The organism is Ensifer canadensis, assembly GCF_017488845.2.
Classification (GTDB): domain Bacteria; phylum Pseudomonadota; class Alphaproteobacteria; order Rhizobiales; family Rhizobiaceae; genus Ensifer; species Ensifer canadensis.
Map to the genome: position 1 here is coordinate 171955 of NZ_CP083375.1, position 23880 is coordinate 195834.

The 23880-nt window shown below is 59.0% G+C and carries 1 protein-coding gene; it reads left to right on the forward strand.

Annotation, left to right across the window (positions count from 1 at the left end):
* Positions 1-50: 50 nt before the first annotated feature.
* Complete coding sequence (locus J3R84_RS38450; protein ID WP_203528974.1) at positions 51-23831, forward strand: non-ribosomal peptide synthetase; 23781 nt, start codon at positions 51-53, stop codon at positions 23829-23831.
* The last annotated feature ends 49 nt before the right edge of the window (positions 23832-23880 follow it).

Consider the following 23880-nt stretch of genomic DNA (forward strand, 5'->3'; position numbering starts at 1 on the left):
AGGTGACTAAAGTTATGGTTGCTTAATGAATGAGAGAACGGAGCAGCCCAATGAATGTGGTGAACAAACCGATGACGCCCGAACATATTCAGCGCAGCTATGAGAAGGGGCAACTTACTCAAGCCGATGCCGAAAAATTGCTTTTGCAATATTATTCCGTCGCGGCCGACGCTCCGCTCTCGCAAAATCAGCAAGGCATCTGGTCCCGCCAGGCGTTATTCCCCGCGGATCCCTTTTACAATGTGGCTGTTGCCTGCGTTGTCGGGGATAATTTCGACAAACACTGCTTCCGTCGCGCGTGTCAGCGGTTTTTGAACAGCAATCAGGTGTTGAACACTCATATCTCCTTTAGTGGTGGTGAGGTATTGCAGCGGGTCAATCCCCGCCAGGAGATGTCATGGCGGGAAATTGATCTGGACGGCGAGTTGCCGGAATGCCTGGATCAGATCAAGCAAGACGCGCAAACCCCATTTTCAATCGATGACGGCGTTCTTTATCGGATCAATGTCTATTCGCTGAACTCCGGCCGATATGTCGTTCTGCTGGCCGCTCATCATATCATCTGCGACGGCAGCTCGATCAGCCTGTGGCTGTCGACGATCTGGCAGGATTATCGTTCTCTTCTGCAGGGCCGGCCATTGCCGTGGCAGGAGACGCATTCGAATTTCTTTGATTTCGTGAAATTCGAATCCGAATACATGAATTCGCCGGCAGGGCGCAAAAGTCTATCCTTTTGGGAAAAACAATGTGCTGACGGCCTGCTGCCGTTGGACGAGCGGTTCGAACTGGCCCTCGGGTCAGAGGATGCGTCGGTTTTCGCCACCGACAAGATCAGCTTTGAGATAAAAGGCGATCTTGCCGATCGCTTGTTCAATTTCCGGGAAACCAAGAGATACAGCGCCTCCACCGTGCTCATGGGGACGTTCATGCTGGCCCTGTCGGCATGGCGCGGCAAGCAGCGTTTCACCATGGGATTGCCGACGCTGGGGCGGCCCAAAAGGGAGTTTCAGCTAACCCTCGGCAATTTCGTCAATATGATGCCGGTCGCCTGTGACATCGATCCGGCGCAGCCCTTCTCCAAGTGGCTGAAAGCATGCCATCGCTATGTCTATCAGGGGCTCGATCATTCCTATCCCTTCGCCGGTTTACTGCGTGCGATCAAGCAGGATAACAGCCGACGCGCGGCGCTGCAGGCTGTCTTTACCTACCAGAAATTTGACGCGGCCGTGGACATACAGAGTCTGCCGGAAAAGGTGGCGGATGTCATCGAGATCTCGTTCCTCGACGAGATCTATCAGAGGGATGAATTTCCCGTAACCTGCGAGGTTTACGAGCTAGAGGGCGCGTGGAAGGTCAACATCAAATATAAAACCGGCATCATCGACAAGCGAGACGCGCTGTCATTGCGAAGAGCCCTGGCATCCGTTCTCGACAATGCGCTGCTCAATCCGGAGGCCACCCTCGGCTCCCTGCTTCCTGTCGGGAAGGACATCGATGACGAGCCGACGGCTGTTCCTGCTTCCAATGGAATTTCGTCTGACGTCTCTTCCAAGTTTTCTTCGGCTGCGGTCCATCAATCCGACAGTCTGGACCAGCGCTTCTCACGGCAATGCGCCCTTGCGGCAACATCGATCGCGCTGACCTACAAATCCCGCGACGTGAGCTATTCAGAGCTGGAACGTGACAGCAGCATACTTGCGTCGTGCCTGGCCGCCCGTGGGGTCAAGCCGGGCGATCTGGTGTTGTTGTGCATGGCGCCGTCTCCGGATCTCATCAAGGGAATTCTCGGCATATTGAAAGCGGGCGCGGCCTATGTGCCGCTCGATCCTTCGTCTCCTCAACAGCGTCTCGATTATATCCGTCAGGATTGCCGAGCCCGATTTGCGGTCACCAATTCAGAGTGCGAGGCGCTGGTCGCCCAGGTCGAAAACTGCGTCGTGGTGGATCGTGATTGGCGCGCGATCGCGAAGGTGGCGCGGGGTCATACGCTCCCGCTGCCCAGCGCGAAGCCCGGGAATCTCGCCTACGTCATCTACACCTCCGGGACCACCGGTCATCCCAAGGGCGTCATGGTCGAGCATGGCAATGTCCTGCGCCTTTTCGACCAGACCAACCACTGGTTCGCTTTCGACGGCAACGACGTATGGACCCTGTTTCATTCGCCTGCCTTCGATTTCTCCGTATGGGAGATATGGGGCGCCCTGCTCTATGGCGGGCGGCTGGTCATTCTGGATGCCGAGCAGCGACGGGACACGGATGCGCTGCTGGACTTACTGGTCGATGAAAAGGTCACCGTCTTCAATCAGACGCCGGCGGCTTTCTATTCGGTCGTGCGGGCGGCGACAGAGGAGGCCGACAAGCGGATATTGCATCTACGCTACATCATTTTCGGCGGAGAGAAGCTCGATTTCTCCCAGCTGACGCCATGGATGGATCTCTACGGGGACCAGAGCCCCCAGCTGATCAACATGTACGGCATCACCGAAACGACCGTGCATGTGACCTATTGCCCGGTGACCCAGGAAAGGTGCCGGAACGCAAGTGCGTCTCTCATTGGAAATCCCATACCCGACCTGGAAATCCATCTGTTCGACGAACGCATGGAACAGGTCAAAAACGGTGAGACCGGAGAGATCTACGTTGGCGGCGCCGGGGTGGCTCGAGGCTATCTTAATAAGCCAGAACTTACACAGCAGCGTTTCATTCCGCATCCCCGTAATAGCGCGGAAAGACTGTACAAGACTGGAGATCTGGCGCGCTATAGCGCGAATGGCGAACTGGAATACATAGGACGCAACGACAGCCAGGTGAAAATACGCGGCTTTCGTATCGAATTGGGCGAGATCGAAGCATGCCTGAACCAACACTCGCAGGTGGCCAATTGCGCCGTGGTCGCGCACGAACATGAGGGTGGCAACAAGCATCTGGTTGCCTATTGCTGCACCAGGCGGTCCCAGCACGCGCCGGTCGATCTGGGCGAACTGCGCCAGTTCATCAAGCAGCAGCTTCCTGATTACATGGTGCCGGCTTTTTTCGTCGAACTGGATGAATTGCCCATCACCGGCAACGGCAAGGTCGATCGCCGGCAATTGAGCCTGAGGCCGATCGCTGCACCGTCCGAACCAAGTGCTGCCGCGGCAGCTTTGACAGAAACGCAGGAACGAATTCTGCGCCTTTGGCAGCGGGTGCTGAAGATTGCTCCCGCCCATATCGACCAGGGATTTTTCGAGGCGGGTGGAGACTCGATCTCGGTCGTTCTTCTGGCCCGAGCCCTCGAGCAGGAATTCCAGTGCCAGTTTCCGGCGGTCAATCTGTTCAAATACACCAGCGTTCGCGAGATCGGCGATTACATCCAGACACTCACGGACGGCGAAAAGGCGCAACTGCCCACGGCGGTTCCGCCTGCGGACGAGCGGGAGAGCGGACCGGTATCCCCCATCATTCCGGACTATTACGAAGACAGTCTCGCCATTGTCGGCATTTCCTGTGAATTTCCGGGCGCAAAAGATCACCGTCAATTCTGGGAAAATATACTGGCCGGCAAGGAAAGCGCCGAGCATTTGTCTGGACGGGCGCTGGAAGAAGCAGGGGTCGAGCCATCATTGGCGGCACATCCGGATTATGTGCCGGTGCGCTTCACCATCCCCGACAAATATGCCTTCGATGCCGAGTTCTTCGGGCTTTCCGCCAAGGTTGCCGAGTTTGCCGATCCGCAGTCGCGTCAGTTGCTGATGCATGCGTGGAAAGCCATCGAGGATGCGGGTTACGACCCCAAGCAGTTGGAGAGTACGGGCGTCTTTGTTGCCACCGGCAACAGCGGTTACCAGACATTGCTGGATAATGCCGAGGATATCGAGCAGAACGACCGCTATCTGGCCTATGTGATGTCCCAAGGGGGCTCCACGGCTGCATTGATTTCCTATCACCTGGGATTGACCGGCCCTAGCATGCATATCGGTACGAACTGCTCATCCTCGCTTGTGGCGATGGATGCTGCGTTCAAGAGCTTGCGGTTGGGTGAATGCCGGTATGCCCTGGTCGGAGCATCCACCCTCTTCCCCCATCCCAATGCGGGCTTTCTCTATCAACCCGGCCTCAATTTCTCCAGCACCGGCCGTTGCCGCACCTTTGATGCCGAAGCTGACGGCATGATGGCCGGCGAAGGCGTGGCCATGGTGGTCCTAAAGAACGCACGGCAGGCCGTGGAGGATGGTGACTCGATTTACGCCGTGCTGCGCAGCGTGGCGGTTAACAATGACGGGCGCCAGAAGAGCGGGTTCTATGCGCCAAGCGTGCAGGGGCAGAGCAAGGTGATCCAGTTGGCGCTGGATCGAGCGCCGGGGGTCAGTGCGGACTCTATTGCCTATGTCGAGGCCCACGGAACCGGCACGCGCCTGGGAGATCCGGCGGAGGTCATGGCCATAAACGAGGTTTACAGCCGCCATGCCGATGCGAAGCAATTCTGCGCCATTGGATCGGTGAAGCCCAATGTCGGTCACCTGGACACGGCGGCCGGACTTGCCGGATGCATCAAGTTGGCCATGGCGCTCAAGCACCGGACGATTCCGCCGTCGATCAACGTGGAGACGCCCAATCCGTCCATCGATTGGAAGGGATCGTGTTTCTATGTCTCCCGCGAGGCTTCGCCATGGCCCGAACATACGCAGCCGGCGCGAGCCGCGCTCAGCTCCTTTGGTTTGGGCGGAACCAACGCTCACGCGATCATGGAGGCTTGCCCGGAGACATTTCCCGTGTCTGGCGATGCGCTCCTGGAGCAGGGAGAGCCGCGCAGAAGCATGCTGATCCTATCGGCAAGGGAGCCGCATCTACTCCCAGTCATGGCACGCAGCCTATTGTCCTTCCTGAACGATCGGCCGCATCTGCCGCTGAGTTCCGTTGCTTATACTCTCCACATTGGCCGCAAAGCCATGCGCCATCGCCTTGCGGTCGTTGCGTCCGATGTGGAAGAGGCAGGTGCGCTGCTGAGCCAATACGCCGAGATGGGAAGGGATGCAGACGACGTCACCCCGCCGAATGGCCTCTATGTGTCGAGTTCGGATGAACGTGCCAAGGCGACCCCCGCGCAGGTCGACGCTTGTCTTGCCCGTCGTGATCTATCGGGTCTGGCCGAGCTTTGGGTTGAGGGACAGGACATATCGTGGCAAGAGCTTTATCGTGGGCAGCCGACACGTCGGGTGAGCTTGCCCACCTATCCTTTCTCGCGGCGCCAATTCTCCATCGCTAGAAAGCCGAGCGGCTATCGTCCCGAGAGTACTGACGCCGGTCTGCCGCACGTCGGCGGAGTATGGCCTCCCAAGGTGTTGGCCCATCGCCAGAGCGAAGGCGCCCAGCAAATCCAACTTCAATTGTCGGGTAAGGATTTCTATCTGAGCGACCATCTGGTCGATGGGATTGCAGTACTGCCGGCGGTGATGACGTTCGAACTCTTGCGGGCAGCGGCCGCTTCGGCCATGCCCGTCCCCGACGGGCAATCCTTATGCTTTGAACGAGTGGTGTGGTTGCGTCCGGTGACTTGCAGAGATGCGACAGTGTCGCTGACGATCGATCTGCCGCCTTATCAAGCCAGTCAGAACCTGCAGTCGCCCGGCGCTTTTTCGGTCAGTGGAGCCGATCCCGAGACTGGCGAGCAGGTGGTTTTCAGCGAAGGTCATATTGCATTCAAGCCGAATGAGCAGGTGAAGGCGGTTTATCGGGAACGTGGCGAGCATTCCGTCTCCCCGGTGGAGCTGCAACGGCGCTTGGCCGACAATCGTATCGACGGGTTGCAATTCTATCGTTGGCTGGAGGCGGGTCGTGTGCGATATGGGCCGGCCTATAAAGGTCTGGTGGAGGCCGGCTGGACCAGCCGCGAACTCTACGCGCATATACGCCTTCCAAATTCGGCGTCTCGGTCCCTGGCCGATTTTCCGTTGCATCCAGCCCTTCTCGATTGTGCACTGCAGGCGAGTGTCATTCTCGAGACTGTCAGGCAATGCGGCGGAAATCCCGCCGGCTGGCCGTCGTCTGCGCAAGTACGGCAAAAGCTTCCGTTCTGCGTGGAGCAACTGGAGGTCTTAGCTCCGCTCGAACCGGAGGTGTGGCTTTGGGTACGCGGCAGCGAGGTGGCTGAGATCTCGAGGGAGGCACGCTATGACATTCATATCTATGGCCGATCCGGATCATTGCTCGTTGCTATCAGCGGCTTTGTAACTCGTGCCTTCCCGCATCCGTCGGACTCACAGCGATCGGTTAGGCCGCAGGTCGTGCATTTGGATGTAGTGACCGGGATATCGTCCATCAGGCACACCAGCGGGATCATTGCTGAGACGGAGCCGAAGGTAGAAGATGACCTTAAGACGCTCGCGGCCAGATGGACGCCCCTGGAGAGTGGACGCCAGTCACTCGGCTCGTCCGCCCCGGTCATTCTGATTGGCGTCGATGATGTGCCTTCATCGGATTTGGACGCACTTTTGGCCGGCCGCGTCGCTCGCTATTTCTCTCTGCGGCAAAATCCAGCCGAGCAAGATCTGTCAGCCCTTCCGGAAAATTCGGATGTGATATTCGTTCTGCCCGAGACCGCTTCCGACCGGGTGGAGGGTTTGGATCTCATCAAGGCGCAGCAGGTGGGTATGACTGCGGTGTTCCGGTGGATCAAGACCCTGATCAGTCATGGATTTGAGCAGAGGGACCTGAACTGCACGTTCCTCTTAGAGAGAACCCAGCAGGTTCTCAGTGGGGACGCGATTAGTCCCGCCCATGCAAGCCTCGTCGGGTTTGCACAGAGCCTTGCAGGCGAATACGTGCACTGGCGCGTAAGGGTCCTGGATGCCGAGACACTGGCCAAACTCCCGGCGCCTGCGTTCTGGCCGGAGGCAAAGGACGAGGTGCTCTTCGCTTGGCGTCAACGGCAATGGTATCGCCGGCAGCTTGTCGAGGTGAGCGCTCCGGAACCGCACCCGACATTGTACAGGCACGGAGGACATTACCTCGTACTCGGTGGCGCAGGTGGCATCGGGCAGGCCTGGACCGAGTACATGATCAGGCATTATCAGGCACAGGTGATTTGGGTGGGTCGCAAACCCCAAGATGGGCAGATCGGCGATGCGATCCAGCGTCTGGGTGCACTTGGCCCCGAGCCCATCTATCTGCAAGCGGACGCGACCGATCTCTCGTCATTGCAGCAGGTGCGGCAGGCATTGGCCAGCCGGGGGATCCCACAGCTGCACGGTATCGTGCATTCGGCCCTGGTGCTCGAAGACCAGAGCATTGCCAAGATGTCCGAGGTCCAGTTCGCCAAGGCGCTGGATGCCAAAGTGAGCACTTCGGTGCACCTGGCAAATGTATTTGGAAGCTACGACATGGATTTCGTACTGTTTTTCTCCGGAACGATTTCCTTCGTCAAAGCCCCGGGCCAATCCAATTATGCCGCCGGCTGCAGTTTCCAGGATGCCTTCGCCATGGCCATGGCGCAGCAATGGAACTGCGCGGTCAAGCTCATGCAATGGGGCTACTGGGGGAGTATTGGGATTGTTGCCAAGCCCCACTATCGGGATCGCATGATGTCGGCCGGCATCGGTTCATTGGAACCGGAGCCAGCATTGGCCCGCCTTGCAACCTTCATGCAAGACAACGGCATCCAGCAAATGGGCGTCGAGGGAAGACTGCCTGTAAATGGCGAGAAATTCGTGAAGATATCTGCGACGGCTGGGAAGCCTCAGCCGTTAACGGGCTACGCAGATCAGATCCCTGCCGCCGGCTATGAGCCGCATTGGAAGATGGAGCCCAGTCCCTTGCTACTGCGGGTGGACGGTTTGCAGGAATATAATGGCCTGCGCGATCCGGCATTGGAGCGTGCGGCCTTGCTGAAGGTTCGACAGGTGCTCAGCGATCTCGACGCGCTGCCCGTCGGTCGCAACCACGTTGGTCAGTATGTCACCGGTCCGGTCAGCCGGCTGAGCGCGAGCTATCAGCGCTGGTATCAGGAGACGTGCCGTCAGCTGCAAAGCTACGGCCTGCTGGATGACACCGGCAGCCAACGTTTGCTAGCGAGTGGCGACGGTGTCGGCGAGTGGGAGCGAATCCGCGATATCCGTCAGTCGACGCCGAGCGTGCGCGCCGGCATAGACCTGATGGATGTCTGCCTGCAGCATCTGCCGTCGATTTTGCAAGGCGAGACGGCGGCCACCACCGTCATGTTCCCCGAGTCCTCCATGCGCCTGGTGGAGAACGTCCACCGCAACCATCCCATCGCCGATTATTTCAACGAAGGGGTCGCGGAAGCAGTCGTGGACTATGTTCGCTACAGGGTTGCCTCGAAAGGCGGCAGGCCTCTGCGCATACTCGAGATTGGCGCAGGCACGGGCGGCACGAGCTCCAAGGTCCTGCCGCGGCTCCTGCCTTGGAAAGACAATATCGAGGAGTACTGCTACACCGACCTTTCGAAGTCCTTCCTATTCTATGCCCGGGATACATATGGACCAGATGCGCCTTTCCTGAGAACCGAAATCCTCAATATCGAGGAACCGGTTACAGCAAGCCATCCGCATGCCGACAAGCTCGGCTCCTACGACATTGTCATCGCCGCCAATGTCCTGCATGCCACCCGAAACATCCTGCAGACCATGCGAAATGTGCATGCCTTCATGCGCACGGGTGGGGCGTTGGTTCTCAATGAGATGAGCCAGAATGGTACGTTCTCTCACCTAACTTTCGGCTTGCTCGAGGGATGGTGGCTGTATGACGACGAAGATGTGCGGATTCCCGGCTGCCCGGGGCTGTTCCCGGAACAATGGAAAGAAGAGCTGCTGCGCAGTGGCTTCACGGATGTGCACTACCCATTGGACGGTGCGCTGCCTCTCGGGCAGCAGATCATCGTCGCGCAACGCGGCGAGAGCCTTCCATCGCCGGCCGATCGTTTTTACGGATCATCTGTGGATCAGCGGGATGGCGGGCGCGGCGAGAGTTCCCCCGCATCTAGCGAAAGCCTCATGGCCACGGTGACCAGTCTTCTCGCGCAGGTGCTACGGGTGGATGCGGCGAGCATCGATAACGAAAAGAGCTTTTCCGATATCGGCCTGGATTCCATTCTGGCGATCCAGCTCACCAATCGCCTGAACGAGCGATTTGGCATCAAGTTGAGCACAATCGAGCTGTTTGACCACAATACGCCGATACGCCTGAGTGCCCATCTGATAGATCGGTATCGTGTCTCTGCCCCTGCCTCTGCGACAAAGGTGACCGAGCAACCGGCAGCCCTTGCGCAAGAAATGTCCCGAAAATTCGCCGACGTCTGCGTCGGACTGGAGCAGATCAGCGGAGAGCTGTTGGAGCAGGTGGCCGGGGTCCTGCGTCTGAAAGCAGAGGCCATCGACCTGCAGAGGAGTTTTGCGGACTACGGCGTAGATTCGATCATTGGCGTGCAACTGGTCAACAGGATCAACAAGCGCCTCGGTCTGCGCCTCGCCACGACCGTCATTTTCGACTTCAACACTGTGGAGAAGCTGGCTGCCCGTCTGCACGCCAAGCATGGAAACGAGATAGTGCTGGAAGGTCCAAGAGAACTTCAGCGCCAGGTCAATATCCTTCCGGTGGCGCAGGCGGCCTCGTTCTTGCAAACCCTGCCCGGACAGCTGTCGATCGACGTCCAGGGAGTGCTTTTGGAGCAGGTGGCTGGCGTCCTGCGTCTGCAACCTGATGATATAGATGCCCACAAGAGCTTTGCCGACTACGGCGTGGATTCGATCATCGGCGTGCAACTGGTCAACAGGGTCAACAAGCGCCTAGGGCTTCGGATCGCGACCACCGTCATCTTTGATCATAACACCGTGGAGAAGCTTGGGGCTTACCTGAGCGCCGAGCACGGGGCGGACATAACGCTATTCGTTGGCGCTCCTCAGGCGCGCCCCTCCGCAGAAAGCCAACCCGTTCGCGAGGGGCCGACCGTCCGCAGCGAGGGCAGCGACGCGGGTCGTAACGGCATCGGCTACGATGACTTGGCTGCGCCAGCGGAGGAACGCGGGCTTGTCAGGGCCGTGTTGATTGAAGGTCCGGGAGATGTGGATGATCTTTCGATAGCAACATTTGCGCCGCCTAACTTGGCTCCGCATGAGCTACGCATCGCCGTGCGCGCCTTCTCGTTGAACTTCTCCGATCTGCTTTGCGCCCGCGGCCTCTATCCGAACATGCCGCCCTATCCCTTCGTTCCCGGAAACGAAGCGAGCGGTGTGGTGATCGAGGTCGGGTCGGACGTGGTCTCGTTCAAGGCCGGCGATGCCGTTGTTTGCCTCAGCCATGGCTGCCATGCAACGCAGGTCGTCTGTTCAGAGAGCCAGGTCTTCGCCAAGCCCGATCGTTGGTCGTTCGAGGAGGCTTGCGCGCTTCCGATCGTCGGTATCACCATGATCGATGCCTTCCGTAAGGCCGCACTGAAGCGTGGCGAGAAGATCCTGATTCAAACCGCGACCGGGGGCACCGGGCTCATCGCCCTGCAACTTGCCAAGCATTATGGAGCAGAAATCTTTGCCACCGCCGGCAGCGAGCAAAAGCTGCAATATCTGCGCGGTCTCGGCGTTGAGCATCTGATCAACTACCGTACCCAGGATTTCTCCCAGGAAATCGCCCGTCTCAGCCCCGGAGGCGTGGATACGGTCATCAACACGTTGGGTGGCGACGCCCTGCAAAAAGGGCTGCGTAGTCTCGCGCCCAGTGGCCGATACATCGAAATAGCCATGACATCCCTGAAGTCTGCCAAGAGCATCGACCTCTCATTGCTGTCCGATAACCAGATCTTCTACAGCGTGGACTTGGCGCGCCTGGGCGCCCGAACACCTGAAACGATCACACAATATTGGGATGAGCTGGTTCGTCTCAGGGACGGCGGCATCATTCAGGCCACGATTTCCCACGTCGTCGATTTCGAGAACTTCCGCAGCGCTTATCGTCAGCTCGCCGATCGCGGGAATATCGGCAAGGTTGTCGTCCGGGTTGATGAGCCGGAAGGCCGAGCGTTCACGCGCGCCGATCTCCGGGAAAAGAAGGCAAGCGAAAAACTGCCTTCGTTGCCCAGTCCGGCCCGGTCCGAAGCTTCCGTGCCGCGCAGCGGCCCCTCGGTTCACGAGGATGATATCGCCATCATCGGTATGAGCGGCCGCTTTGCGCGCTCGCCCGATCTGGAAGCTTTCTGGACGCATCTAGCCTCCGGCACCAGTCTGATCACGCCGGTGACGCGTTGGGATCTGCAGAGTGGCAATGGCGGCACGGAAGACGAGCGTTGCAGCGCGGGCAGCTTCCTTGATGATCTTTCTCTGTTCGATCCGTTCTTTTTCAAGATTTCGGGCACCGAAGCCCGCTACATGGACCCGCAACAGCGTCTGTTTCTAGAGGAGGCCTGGAAGGCTCTCGAAGATGCTGGCTATGCCGGAGACGAGGTAAGACAGCAGCGCTGCGGCGTCTATGTGGGCTGCGCTGGCGGTGACTACCAGCTGTGCTTCCCTGGCCCCGGAGAACAGACAGGCGATAATCGACAGGCGCCTCCTATCCAGTCCTACTGGGGGAACGCCGTATCGATCATCCCTGCTCGCATCTCATACTTCCTCGATCTCCATGGGCCTGCGGTGGCCATCGATACAGCATGCTCCAGTTCGCTGGTGGCACTGCACATGGCCTGCTCGGCACTACGCAACGACGAGGTTTCCATGGCGTTGTGCGGTGGGGTGTTTGTCCAATGCACGGCCGGGTTCTACCAGCAGGCGCAACGGGCGGGCATGCTCTCAACCACCGGAAACTGCTATACTTTCGACGCCAGAGCGGATGGTTTTGTCCCGGGAGAAGGCGTGGGCGTCGTGGTGTTGAAGCGCCTGAAGGACGCCTTGGCGGATGGCGACCATATCGACGGTGTCATCCTGGCGTCCGGAATCAATCAGGACGGAAACACCAACGGCATCACCGCTCCCAGCGCCAAATCGCAGGAGCGTCTGGAGCGTGAGGTCTATGATCGCTTCAAGATAAATCCTCGCGACCTGCAAATGGTCGAAGCTCACGGTACGGGTACCTCCCTTGGCGACCCGATCGAGTTCAGCGCCTTGAGCAATGCTTTCGGCCAATACACGTCCGATCGCCACTTTTGCTCGATCGGTTCGGTGAAAACCAACATCGGCCATACGACGACTGCCGCGGGTATCGCGGGCGTATTGAAGATTTTGTTAGCCCTACGTCATCGCCAATTGCCGCCGTCATGCAACTTCGAACAAGGCAATGGGGAAATCGATTTCGACAACAGCCCGTTCTACGTCAACACGCGGCTTCGTCCCTGGCAGGTGGAGGCCGGGAAGCGGCGCATGGCGGCGGTCAGCTCCTTCGGCTTCAGCGGTACCAACGCGCATGCGGTGATTGCCGAGGGCCCTCCTGCCGATTCCGTGGCGCAGAAGCAAGACAAGGTACTGCTCGTCCTGTCGGCGCAGACCCGGGAGCAGTTGAGTGAACATCTGGTCCAGATAGCGACTTTCCTGTCGGGCGCGCAGCAGCGCAATGTTTCGCTGGCCGATATCGGCTTTACGTTGGCCCAAGGGCGCCGCCATATGCGCCACCGCTGGGCCTGTGTCGCCGGCAGCATCGAGGAATTTGAGGCCTATTGCCGGCTTGGCGTGCCAGAGACGGCTACGGACGCTGCCGAAACATCCCCGGCAAGGATCTTGTACGGCGATGGATCGAAGCCGGTCGCTGGGCAGAAGAAGGATGCGTTCGAGAACCGTCCGCGGGATCTGGCGGATTGGGCGCGTCGCTATGTGGCGGGCGGCCAGCTCGATGCCGGCATATGGGACGGCCAGCCGTGCCATAGGGTCAGTTTGCCCACCTATCCCTTCGCGCGGGAATCCTATTGGGTTGACACGCAGCCGGAAATGGTTGCTGCGCCGTCAAACCCTTGGCCGCCTTTGAAGCCGGTCGTTGATGAACAAGGACATGATTTCAGTTTTGCTCAACGACTGACCGGACAGGAGCCATTTCTGAGGGACCATAAGGTCCACGGCGAGCCCTGGTTGCCGGCCGTCGTCTATTGGGAAATGCTGCGCTGGTCGGTTTTGCAAACCGCGCAGGCTCTCCCCGGAGACACCCATGTGGTGCTGCGGAACGTCATCTGGCAGCAGGCGCTGAACCTTGGCGCAGGGCCGAGAGAGGTTTTCCTGCATCTGGATCGTGACGAGAAGCCGCCGCAAGACGGCGATACATCGCTCAAGCGTTTCAAATTCGTTATCGAAAGCCGGCCGGCTGATCCGTTGGGCCAGTTCACGGCTTGCGAGAGACATTGCAGCGGACAGGTGGAGCTCGTACGGGCAGATGGCTCCGCGTCCTTCAGCGTCCTGAATCCTTCGGCATTCTGCAAGCAGGCGGAGGAGATTGCTGGCTCCGATTGTTATCGCAAGTTCAAGGAACTCGGCATCGAGTTTGGCCGTAGTCAACAGGGGCTGACGAAGCTGTTCCGTTGGCGCGGCCAGGTCCTGGCGAAAATCGAGCGTCCCGAGGGGATGAAGGGCGTGGATGCCGGTTATCTGCTATCCCCGACCCTGGCTGATGGTGTCCTGCAGGCCAACATCGGCAACATTATCGGCCTTGGGAACGAGCAGCTGGCAGTCCCTTATGCGATGGACAGCCTGACCATATTGGATGCCTTGCCTGACACCGTCTGGGCCTGGATTTATCCGAGCCCGGACGAGCGGAATGAAGCGAGGCCTCTTTCTTCGAGCCGGAGCTACGACATCGAAGTTTTCGATGACAGCGGGCGTCTGCTGCTGCTGGTGCGCGGCGGTCGATCAGCCCAGGCAAAGGCGCGCCGACATCTGCATCCGCTGGTTCACGAGCAGATAGGCGAAGGCACAGGGCGCTTCACCAGCCTGTTCCAGGGCCAGGAGTTCTTTCTTGAAGGGCATCAGATCGCCAACGCGAAAATACTTCCGGCGGCATGCTACCTTGAAATGGCACGCTTTGTAGCCACCGCCAAGGGGCCATCGGGTGCTGCAGGATCGGCCATCTTGCGCGACATCGTCTGGCTGACGCCCTATGAGGCGACGGCGCGGCCTGCCCCAATGACCATCCGGATTTCGGATGGTCCGGAGCGGGCTTTCAAGATCAGCAGCGGCAACGAGGAAGGCGATGGCGTGCTGCACTTCAGCGGCCGCTGGGATCATCATGCCGAGGCGGCACCGGACAATGTCGTCGATATCGCAGCGATCCGGCAACGGACGTCCGGACGACTCGATCAGACATCTCTGACGGGCCTCGTAGAGACAGGTTCGAACTTCGACGAGCAGTTCCAGGTGATCAAATGGCTGCAGTTCAACCAGGATGAAGCACTTGCCTACTACGAGTTGCCGGCGGGGCTTAGCAAGCCGTTCTATTGGCATCCCGGCATTCTCAGCGCGTCTTTTGGTGCCGTCGAATTATGGGTTGCGGCCCAAGGAGAGAAGAATGCGTACCGTTTGCCCTATGGCATTGGTACGTTGATCGATCATGCCAGACCGGACGACCGCGGTTACATATGGGTAAAGCGGCGTATATCCGGCAAAGGTTCGGAATTTTCCGTCTACGATATCCATCTGTTGGACGAGCGTGGCTGTCCTGCTACGGTCTTCAAACAATATGCTGTCCGGCCATGGGGCGGCAAAGGGCGGCACGGCTCCGATCATGGAGCGGATCAGTCCGAGATCACCAAAGGGTTGGTGACGGGCAGCTTGAGCTGGTGCAATGCTCTTGCCTTGGCTCGCCCGCCAGCGGAAGACGCCAGCATCGACCGGCTTTTCATTCTTCCGAAGGATGACGCTTGCCTGCAGAAGGAATTGCGTCGCCGTGACCCGACTGCTCGCTTCTGCAAGCTCTCCCTTGAAAGCGAAGGCGACGCCAAGCACTTTGAACAAGCCTATGCGCAAGTCTTCGATGCGATCAAAGAGTTTGTCGAGGCAGGGGGAACTTACGCCAAGCATGTGTTGATGCTGTTGCCCGACAGTCACGTCGACGGCGTGATGGTCAGCCTGCAGGCACTGCTGGCAACCGCTGCGATCGAATATAGCCGCTTGTCTGCCACGACGATCTTCTACGCTCCTCAGGAGATGGATGATGGGCTGACATCGGCCTATTTGCAGCGCCTTTGGCAAGAGGTGTTAAGTCTCGACATAGCCGAACCAGAGGTGCTGCTGCCGCTTGAAGGGCAGCGGCAGGTGCGGCGGTTCAATCCGGGCGATCTGTCAGCAACGGCGGGCACCTCCCTTGCCGCCGAGGGCGGTGGCATTCGTTCCGTCGCGCCGGGCGATATCGTCTGGCTGATCGGCGGGATGGGTGGGATTGGCCGACACGTCGCTCGCCATCTCCTCAATAGCGGAGCCACTCTGGTCATCAGCGGCCGCAGTTCTGAACCCACCGGCCTGCCGGAGTTGCAGCAGATCGCGCAGCGCGCTGGTGCCATTGTTGAGTACCTCTGCGTCGATATCGCCAAGGCTGAGGACGTGGAGCGAGGCTTGGCTCAGATCCTCGCCAGTCACGGTCGTCTCGACGGCATCATCCATAGCGCGGGCGTAGTTAACGATGCCTATATGCGCCGTGGCGTCGCTGAAGATGCATCGGCAGTATTCGCCTCGAAGATCCACGGCAGTCTGCATCTGGATCAGGCAACTCGGGCATTGAATCTCAAGTTCTTCGTAGTGTTTTCGTCCCTTTCGGCCTTGGGTAGTCCCGGACAGGTGGCTTATGCGGTTGCCAACGCATTTCTCCATCAGTTTTCCGTGCGGCGAAACAAGCAGGTCAAGGAAGGCGTACGCCAAGGCGGCACGTTGGCGATCGCCTGGCCGTTATGGCTTGACGGCGGGATGGCCATGGCGCCGGAACGCCGGCGCATGATGCTGGAACAGACGGGACTCGAGACGCTTACGGCTCGGCAAGGGGTCGAGATCCTCGCCGCCGCTCTGGATGGCAATTTCATTGCCGCTCCTGAAGACAGCGTGTTGCTCGTGGCTCCGGGCCGAGACCGCAATCGGATCGTTCATTCGTTGAACACTCGTTTTGCCGGGCGAACACCATTTGAACGCGGCCAGGAGCCGTTGCACGCCGCGCGCGCGCAATCAATTCATCCGGGCAGTGCCCCGCAACAGGAGGCAGAGATCGTGGAAACCTATATCCTCGCTGCACTGAAAGCCATCGTCGCGCAACAACAGACAATCGCCGTGGACAAGTTGGATGCACGTGCGTCGTTCCTGGATCTTGGATACGATTCGATCAGCTTTATTGGCTTGGCGAAAGATCTGGAAGTCCGTCTTGGTCTGGTCCTTCAGCCGACCTTATTTTTTGAATATCCCCTACTTGGCGAGTTGAGCCATTATCTGGCAGAGGAGCACGGGGATGCGTTGTCGGCCGCACTGTTAGCGGAACGCGCTTGCGAAACCGGGCAGGCATCAGGTGCCGACGGTGCCTTACGGGTCGAGGATGCTGGAGCCAATGTCCTCGCCGTGTTGAAGGCCATCATCGCGGAACAGCAGACGGTCGCCGTCGAGAAGATGGATGCGGACGCATTGTTCCTCGATCTTGGATACGACTCGATCAGCCTCATCAGCCTGGCGAGGGATCTAGGGACGCGTCTCGGCCTCATCCTGCAGCCGACCTTGTTCTTTGAATATCCTGTTCTAGGTGAGTTAAGTTCGTATCTTGCGGAGGCACATGGGGAAGCGTTGTCGGCCGTGCTGACTGATGACAGAGCTTCAAAGCCGGAAGCCCTGACGCTGGATGAGCCGCAGGGGGCTTCTCCAACGAAGCCTGACCCATCCAGGAGCCAGCCGGCGGCGAGGGATAAGATTGCGATCATCGGCATGGACTGCCGCTTTCCGGGCTCGGAAAATCCTCAGGAATTCTGGAGCAACTTGGCGGACAATCGCGATCTGATCGGCAAGGTGTCCGGACGACGACGCTCGCTCTGGGAGCAAGGGCGGGCGAAGGACAATGTTGATGGTGCGGCGACGCAGCCAGGAGGCTTTGTCAATGACATTGAGCTGTTCGACCCGCAATTTTTCGGGCTGACGCCAATGGAAGCCGAATTCATGGATCCGCAGTTTCGCATGTTTCTTCAGAGCGCCTGGCATGCGCTGGAGGATGCGGGATACAAGGTCAGCGATCTGGCGCGGCGTCGCGTAGGTGTGTTCGTCGGCGTCACGACGAGTGACTACAGGGACCTCTGGCTGGGACAGTTGGGAGCCGAAACGGCATCACATCTGGGTCTAGCGCATTTCATGATCGCTAATCGCACGTCCTATCAGTTCGATCTGCGAGGCCCTAGCGAAGTGATCGACACGGCGTGCTCCAGCTCTCTTGTGGCGGTACATCGGGCCTGCGAAAGCCTGATGAGCGGTAATTGCGAGATGGCGATCGTCGGTGGCGTCAACGTGATTGCCAACCCGGCGGTCACCGCCGCTGCCAAGGACGCCGGCATGTTGAGCGCCGATGGGCGTTGCAAGACTTTCGATAGTTCCGCCGACGGCTTTGGTCGGGGGGAGGGCGTCGGCGTTGTGGTGTTGAAGCCGCTTTCGCGGGCTATCGCGGACGGCGACCATGTGGAGGCGGTCATTGCGGCCAGTGGGGAAAACCACGGCGGGCGTTCTAGCTCTCCTTCTGCGCCCAATCCCGACGCCCAGCGCCAGTTGATCGTCGATATCTATCGGCGCGCCGGCATCGTCCCTTCCAGCGTCAGCTATATGGAAGCCCACGGGACTGGAACGGCACTTGGAGATCCGATCGAAGTCAAGGCACTGGTCAAGGCCTTCTCCGAACTCAACGAAGGCAAGCTAACATCCGAGCCTCATTGCGCTTTGGGCTCCGTCAAGGCCAATATCGGGCATCTTGAAGCTGCGGCAGGTATTTCCGCCCTCATCAAGACCGCACTGATGCTGAAGCATCGGAAAATTCCGGGCAATGTTCATCTAAAGCAGCTCAACCCCTTTCTTGAACTGACTGGAGGCCCGTTCCACCTTCCAACGCAAACGACGGCCTGGACAGCGCCGCATAGACGCGCCGGTGTCAGCAGCTTCGGGCTTGGAGGTTCCAACGCCCACGTTGTCTTGGAACAATCGCCTTCCGAAACCTTCAGTGCGGCGGATGTCGCCATTGTGTTCGACGAGAGGCCCTTGGCCATCGGACTGTCGGCCCGCCGTCCGGCAGAGCTTAAAAAGATGGTCGAGAATCTGCTGAAATTCCTGTCATCGGCGAATGCCGAAGCGCAGGCGGAGTTAAGGCTACAGGACCTAGCGTACACCTTATGCCACGGGCGTGAAGCATTTCCGCAAAGGTTGGCCTTTCTGGCCTCTAATCTAGCCGAAGTTCGAGGCAAGCTGAAGGTCGCCCTGACAGAGGGCGCCGTCGATCTGGCCTCGTACGGAATTGTCGTCAGTTGGGACGACCCTGACTTTGGCGGCAGCGACCCGCAGCTCCTTGATGTGCTCGTCCGTGCTTATGACAACTATCCGCTGACCGAGAACGCGTTGACGGATCTGATCGCCTGGGGGCGGGGAAGTTCCGACAGCTGGGGTCAATTGTCGGCCACCTCCGGCAAACGAATGAGCTTACCCACCTACCCCTTTGCCGGCAAAGTATATTGGTTGCCCGGCACGCAGGTCGCCGCCGCGACGCTCACTTCGCCCCCGCCTTTGGCGGCAGCAGAGTTGTTGCCCTCTGCGGTGCACAGGCAAGATCCGGTTGATGCCGACAAGCAGACCATGGTGGGCGACCATGATGCGGATAAACGAGAGTATCTCTTGCCAGTGGGCGAAGTCACGCTGACTCCCGTATGGGAGCAAATCGCAGCAAGGACTGCCGAGGGAGCCCTGCATGGTGAGTTGTGGGTACTGGGAGCCAGAGAAGAAGAGCTCCATGAATTGAAGCATAGGCATCCGGACCTGCGAAATTTTGACGGCCTGACCGAGAAATTCGCCAACGCGCTACGGTCGCGAGCGACAAACGGTGGCAGACCGTTGCACCTACTGTGGATGGGTGCAGAGAGCGATCACCCCGACTTGGTTGCCGGTTATATCATCGGCCGCCAGGAGCAGGGGATCATAGCTCTGTTCAGGCTGATCAAGCTGCTGCTGGATGCCGGCTTTGAAGCGGTGCCGCTGGCGTTCACCGTGGTGACGCGGAATACCTATGCACTTGAGCCGTACGAGCAAAATGATGTCTCCGACGCTGGCGTCGTCGGTTTGACCGGTTGCCTGGCTCGCGAATATCCACACTGGACCGTTCGCCTCTGGGATGTCGAGCGCTCGAGCCATGCCCATAGCGGTTTCCTTGGCGACTTGCCAAAGCATCTGGCGACAACCATTGATAGCAACGGCGATATTTGCGTGTATCGTCGTGGACAGTGGTATCGGCAGCGTCTCCTGAGTGTTGCCGAAGGGAACGAGGCCAGCGCCCCCGCCTATCGCGAAGGCGGCGTATATCTGGTGATTGGCGGTGCCGGAGGGCTGGGGCGTACGTGGTCACGATATCTGATCGAAAACTTTGGCGCACAAATCGTCTGGCTGGGACGGCGCGCTCTGAATGACGAGATACACGCGCATCTGGACGAACTCGCCGCCATCGGCAAGGGGAGCGTCACCTATATTCAAGCGGATGCCAGCGAACCGGCGGATATCGAACGCGCCTACATGCAGATCATGCATCGTTTTGGGGCCATCCACGGCCTCGTGCATACGGCCATCGCGTTGGCCGATCGAAGCCTTGCCGGGATGGGGGAGGCCGAATTCCGCCTGGGTTATGAAACCAAGCTGAAGACATCCGTCAACTTGTTGCCGCTCCTCAATCGGCAGCCTTTGGATTTTGTCCTGTTCTTCTCGTCCCTGAACGCGTTTACGAGATCCGCCGGGCAAAGCAATTATGCTTCGGGCTGTGCTTTCTCTGACGTTTTCGCAAGGAAGCTCGCGGCTTCGCTGCAATTTCAGGTCAAGGTTATCAACTGGGGCTACTGGGGAGATGTCGGCATCGTCGCAAGCGAACAGCACCGTGCTCGTGCTCGGGTCGCGGGGCTGGATTCCATCAGTGCGGAAGACGGTCTGCGGGCGATAGACCGCCTGCTTACCTATCCAGGTTCGCAAATGGCATATTTGAAGACCCTGAAGCCGATTGCATTTTCGCATTACGATGGCACCGGCCTGATCAGGCAGTATGCCAGAACCATTCCGAGCCTGGCCGATGAGATGTCCGCCGATCCTTCGTCCGTTGTTCCGATCGACGTGGATGAGTTGACGCAGGCGACCATGACATTCCGGCGTCGCACCGGCGACTTGGCTGTGCAGTTGCTGCTCGCGATCCTGCAAGATATCGGTCTGGCACCGGAAATGGGCGTTGCCGTGAGCGCGCAGGCATTGACCGAGCAGTTGCGCCGCTATCACCCGGGGCTGGATTCCATCTACGTGAAATGGCTGGAGCAGAGCCATCGCATGCTCATCGCCGAGGACTATCTCGTGGGAGCTGGCAACGATCTTTCCTGCCGGAAGTCCGGTCTCGGCACAGACCTCTTATGGCGGCAATGGTCACAACTTGCTCGCGACTACGACGGGGAGCCGGGATATGTCGCGCAGCTTCAATTGCTGGAGCATTGCCTGCGAGGGTTGAGAGAGATCCTGCTGGGACAGCGCGCCGCCACGGATATCATCTTCCCGAACGGTAGCATGGAGTTTGTGGAGGGTATCTACAAGAACAATGCCGTATCCGACTATTTCAACGCTGTGCAAATCGAGCGGATCGTTGCCTATGTCCAGGCGCGGATACGTCGCCAGCCTGATGTCAAGCTACGGCTTCTGGAGGTCGGGGCCGGTACCGGGGGCACTTCATCTGGACTGCTGAAAAGGCTGGAACCTTGGCAGGAAAACATCGCCGAATATTGCTATACCGATATCTCCAAGGCGTTTCTCATTCATGGACAAACCCACTATGGAGAACGCTATCCTTTTGTCCGAACTCGGCTTTTCGATGCTACGAGGCCGCCGGCGGTTCAGGGAATAGCTGAAAACCACTATGATGTCCTGCTGGCGACCAACGTGCTGCATGCGACGCCGTCCATACGTGAGACATTGCGCAATATCAAAGCCACCTTGCGGCGCTCTGGGATCGTCGTCGTCAACGAAGTAAGTGACATCAATCTGCTCGGCCACGTTACTTTCGGCCTGTTGCCAGGCTGGTGGCTGAGTTCGGATGCCGAACTGCGCCTTCCCGGAGGTCCGGCTCTGGCTCCCGAGGCCTGGGCGGCCATCGGCTCCGGTGAAGGGTTGGAAGCACTTGCCTTTCCGGCGCGACAGGAGCATGGGCTCGGTCAGCAGATCTTTGTGCTGGAAAGCGACGGTCTCAATCGCGCCGTTCTGGGTGCGTCCCGGCACTCGAAGACCGATGCCGATACGCCGACCCAATTAAAGCCGGCGCCCATAAAGGTCGCCGCTATGGTCGCCTGCCTTTCCGACGAGGATATTTCGGACCGCGCGATGGCATTCGTCCAACGGCTGGTCGCCGACACGCTGAAACTGGAACCGGAGGAGCTTGCCGTCGACGAGCATTTTCAGGCGCTGGGCCTGGACTCCATCCTCGTCGTGCAACTCACCAACCAACTGCGCCGCTACTTCGACAACATAACGAGCCCGCTACTGTTCAAGGTTCAAACCGTGCGGGCGCTGGCCGAGCATCTTCTGAAAAGCCAGCGGCAGCGATTACAGGAACATATCGCCGCCGAGGATGCCGTCGCGCGGACCGACGCGCCGCCTGCGGCACGGACAATCGAAACTGTCGCAACGAACATGGCCATGGGGCCGGAGCACTCTGGCGACAGGCGTGAAAAACAGCCGGCCGGCCTGAAGAAGGTCCCCATTGACGTCTCCACCAATGACATTGCGATCATCGGATTGAGCTGCCGTTTTCCCCGATCCCCCGATCTGGCGAGCTTCTGGCGCAATCTGAGCGCTGGCGCGAATTGCATAAGCGAAGTTCCAGCGTCACGCTGGCGGTGGCAGGACTATTACGATCCGGAGCCTGGCAAGGACGGCAAGATCTACACGAAATGGGGCGGTTTCCTGGATGAGATCGATCGCTTCGACCCCCTGTTTTTTCATATTTCTCCAAAAGATGCAGAAAGGATGGATCCTCAGGAGCGCTTGTTCCTCGAGGAAGCATATCGCGCAATCGAGGACGCAGGATATACGCCCCGCGGATTGAGCAAGGTCGGCAATGTCGGTGTGTTTGTTGGGGCCAACAATGCTTCCTACAACAAGGGAGAGCCCAGTTTGTGGTCGATCGCCAATCGGGTGTCTTACTGCCTGGACTTTTTCGGCCCAAGCATGGCCGTCGACACGGCTTGCTCGTCTTCGTTGACTGCCCTGCACACGGCAGTGGAAAGCATTTGCTGCGGTTCCTGCGAGGTCGCCGTCGTCGGTGGCGTCAGCCTGATGGTGGATCCAGTCCATTTCCAGGCACTCTGCGCCATGACGATGTTGTCTCCCGGCAATCAGTGCAAAGCTTTTGGAGAAGGTGCCGACGGCTTCGTCGACGGCGAAGGCGTCGGCGCCATGATCGTCAAGCCGTTGGCAAAGGCGCTTGACGATGGTGACGCGATCTACGGCGTTATCAAAGGAACGGCGATAACCGCCGGAGGCAAGACGCACGGTTACACCGTACCCAATCCCGTCAAACAATCCGAGACGGTGCGACGCGCCATGGCACGCGCCGGGGTGACGCCGGCGGATATCAGCTATGTCGAGGCCCATGGCACCGGCACCGCGCTGGGCGACCCCATCGAAATCCAAGCGCTTAGCGATGTGTTCGGCGACTTCGGAAATAGACTGGATAAGAATACCGTCCATTGTGCCATCGGCTCCGTCAAATCCAATATCGGTCACCTTGAAGGCGCGGCGGGCATTGCCGGCATCACGAAGGTACTGCTGCAATTGCGACACCGGCAGCTGGTGCCGTCGTTGCATGCGCAGGCCAGCAATCCCGAGATAGATTTCGGTCACACGCCATTTCGTGTGCAACAGCAGATGGGGGAGTGGACATCGTTTGCATCCGGCTCCGGGTCGTCTGCGAACAGGACCCCCCGGATCGCAGGTATCTCGTCCTTTGGGGCAGGAGGAGCCAACGCGCATGTCATCATCGCGGAGGCGCCCGACGATCCGGGTGAGGACGTTTCGCCCATCGAGGGACGAGAGCCGCCGCCCGTTATCTTCGTACTTTCGGCCAAGAGCGCAGACCGTCTGCGTCAAAAGGTGACGGATCTCAAAAACCATCTCGATGGGCACGGCGTGGAGACATCGCTTCTCGACGTCGCATTCACGTTGCAGACGGGCCGCGAAGCGATGAACCATAGGGCCGCCTGGCTGGTCGGCGGAGTGAGAGATGCCGTGGAGCAGATGCAGTCTTGGCTGGCGAGCCTGCCCGATACCGGCGCGGAGATCGGATCGCACGTCAAGTATGACGGGCCGGCGATTGGGGATCTGCTCCACGACAGGAATTACCCTGCGCTTGTCCAAGCCTGGCTCGCCGGCGCGACCGTCGATTGGTCCGAGCTTTACGGCGGTCTTTCCAGGACACCCAGACGGCGGCATCTTCCAACCTATCCCTTCAAGGGCGAATCCTATTGGCGTTCGACGGGTGCGCAATCCGGAAGTAAGGGCGAGCAGGAAGCCCCGCAGAGAATCTTCGACCATGATCTCTATGCGTCGATCATCGACGGTCTTCTTAACAAGGATTTTGACACGCAAGCTGCTACGCAACTTGTCGGAATCGGCAAAAGAATAGAACCACTTAGCAGCGTTGTCGTCGACGGTTGAGGCATTCGACCCCGATCCGCAATCCAACACAATTACAAAGGTGTTTTTC

Coding starts and splice junctions, on each gene's coding strand:
- J3R84_RS38450 (WP_203528974.1), top strand. CDS start 51: ATGAATGTGGTGAACAAACCGATGACGCCCGAACATATTCAGCGCAGC.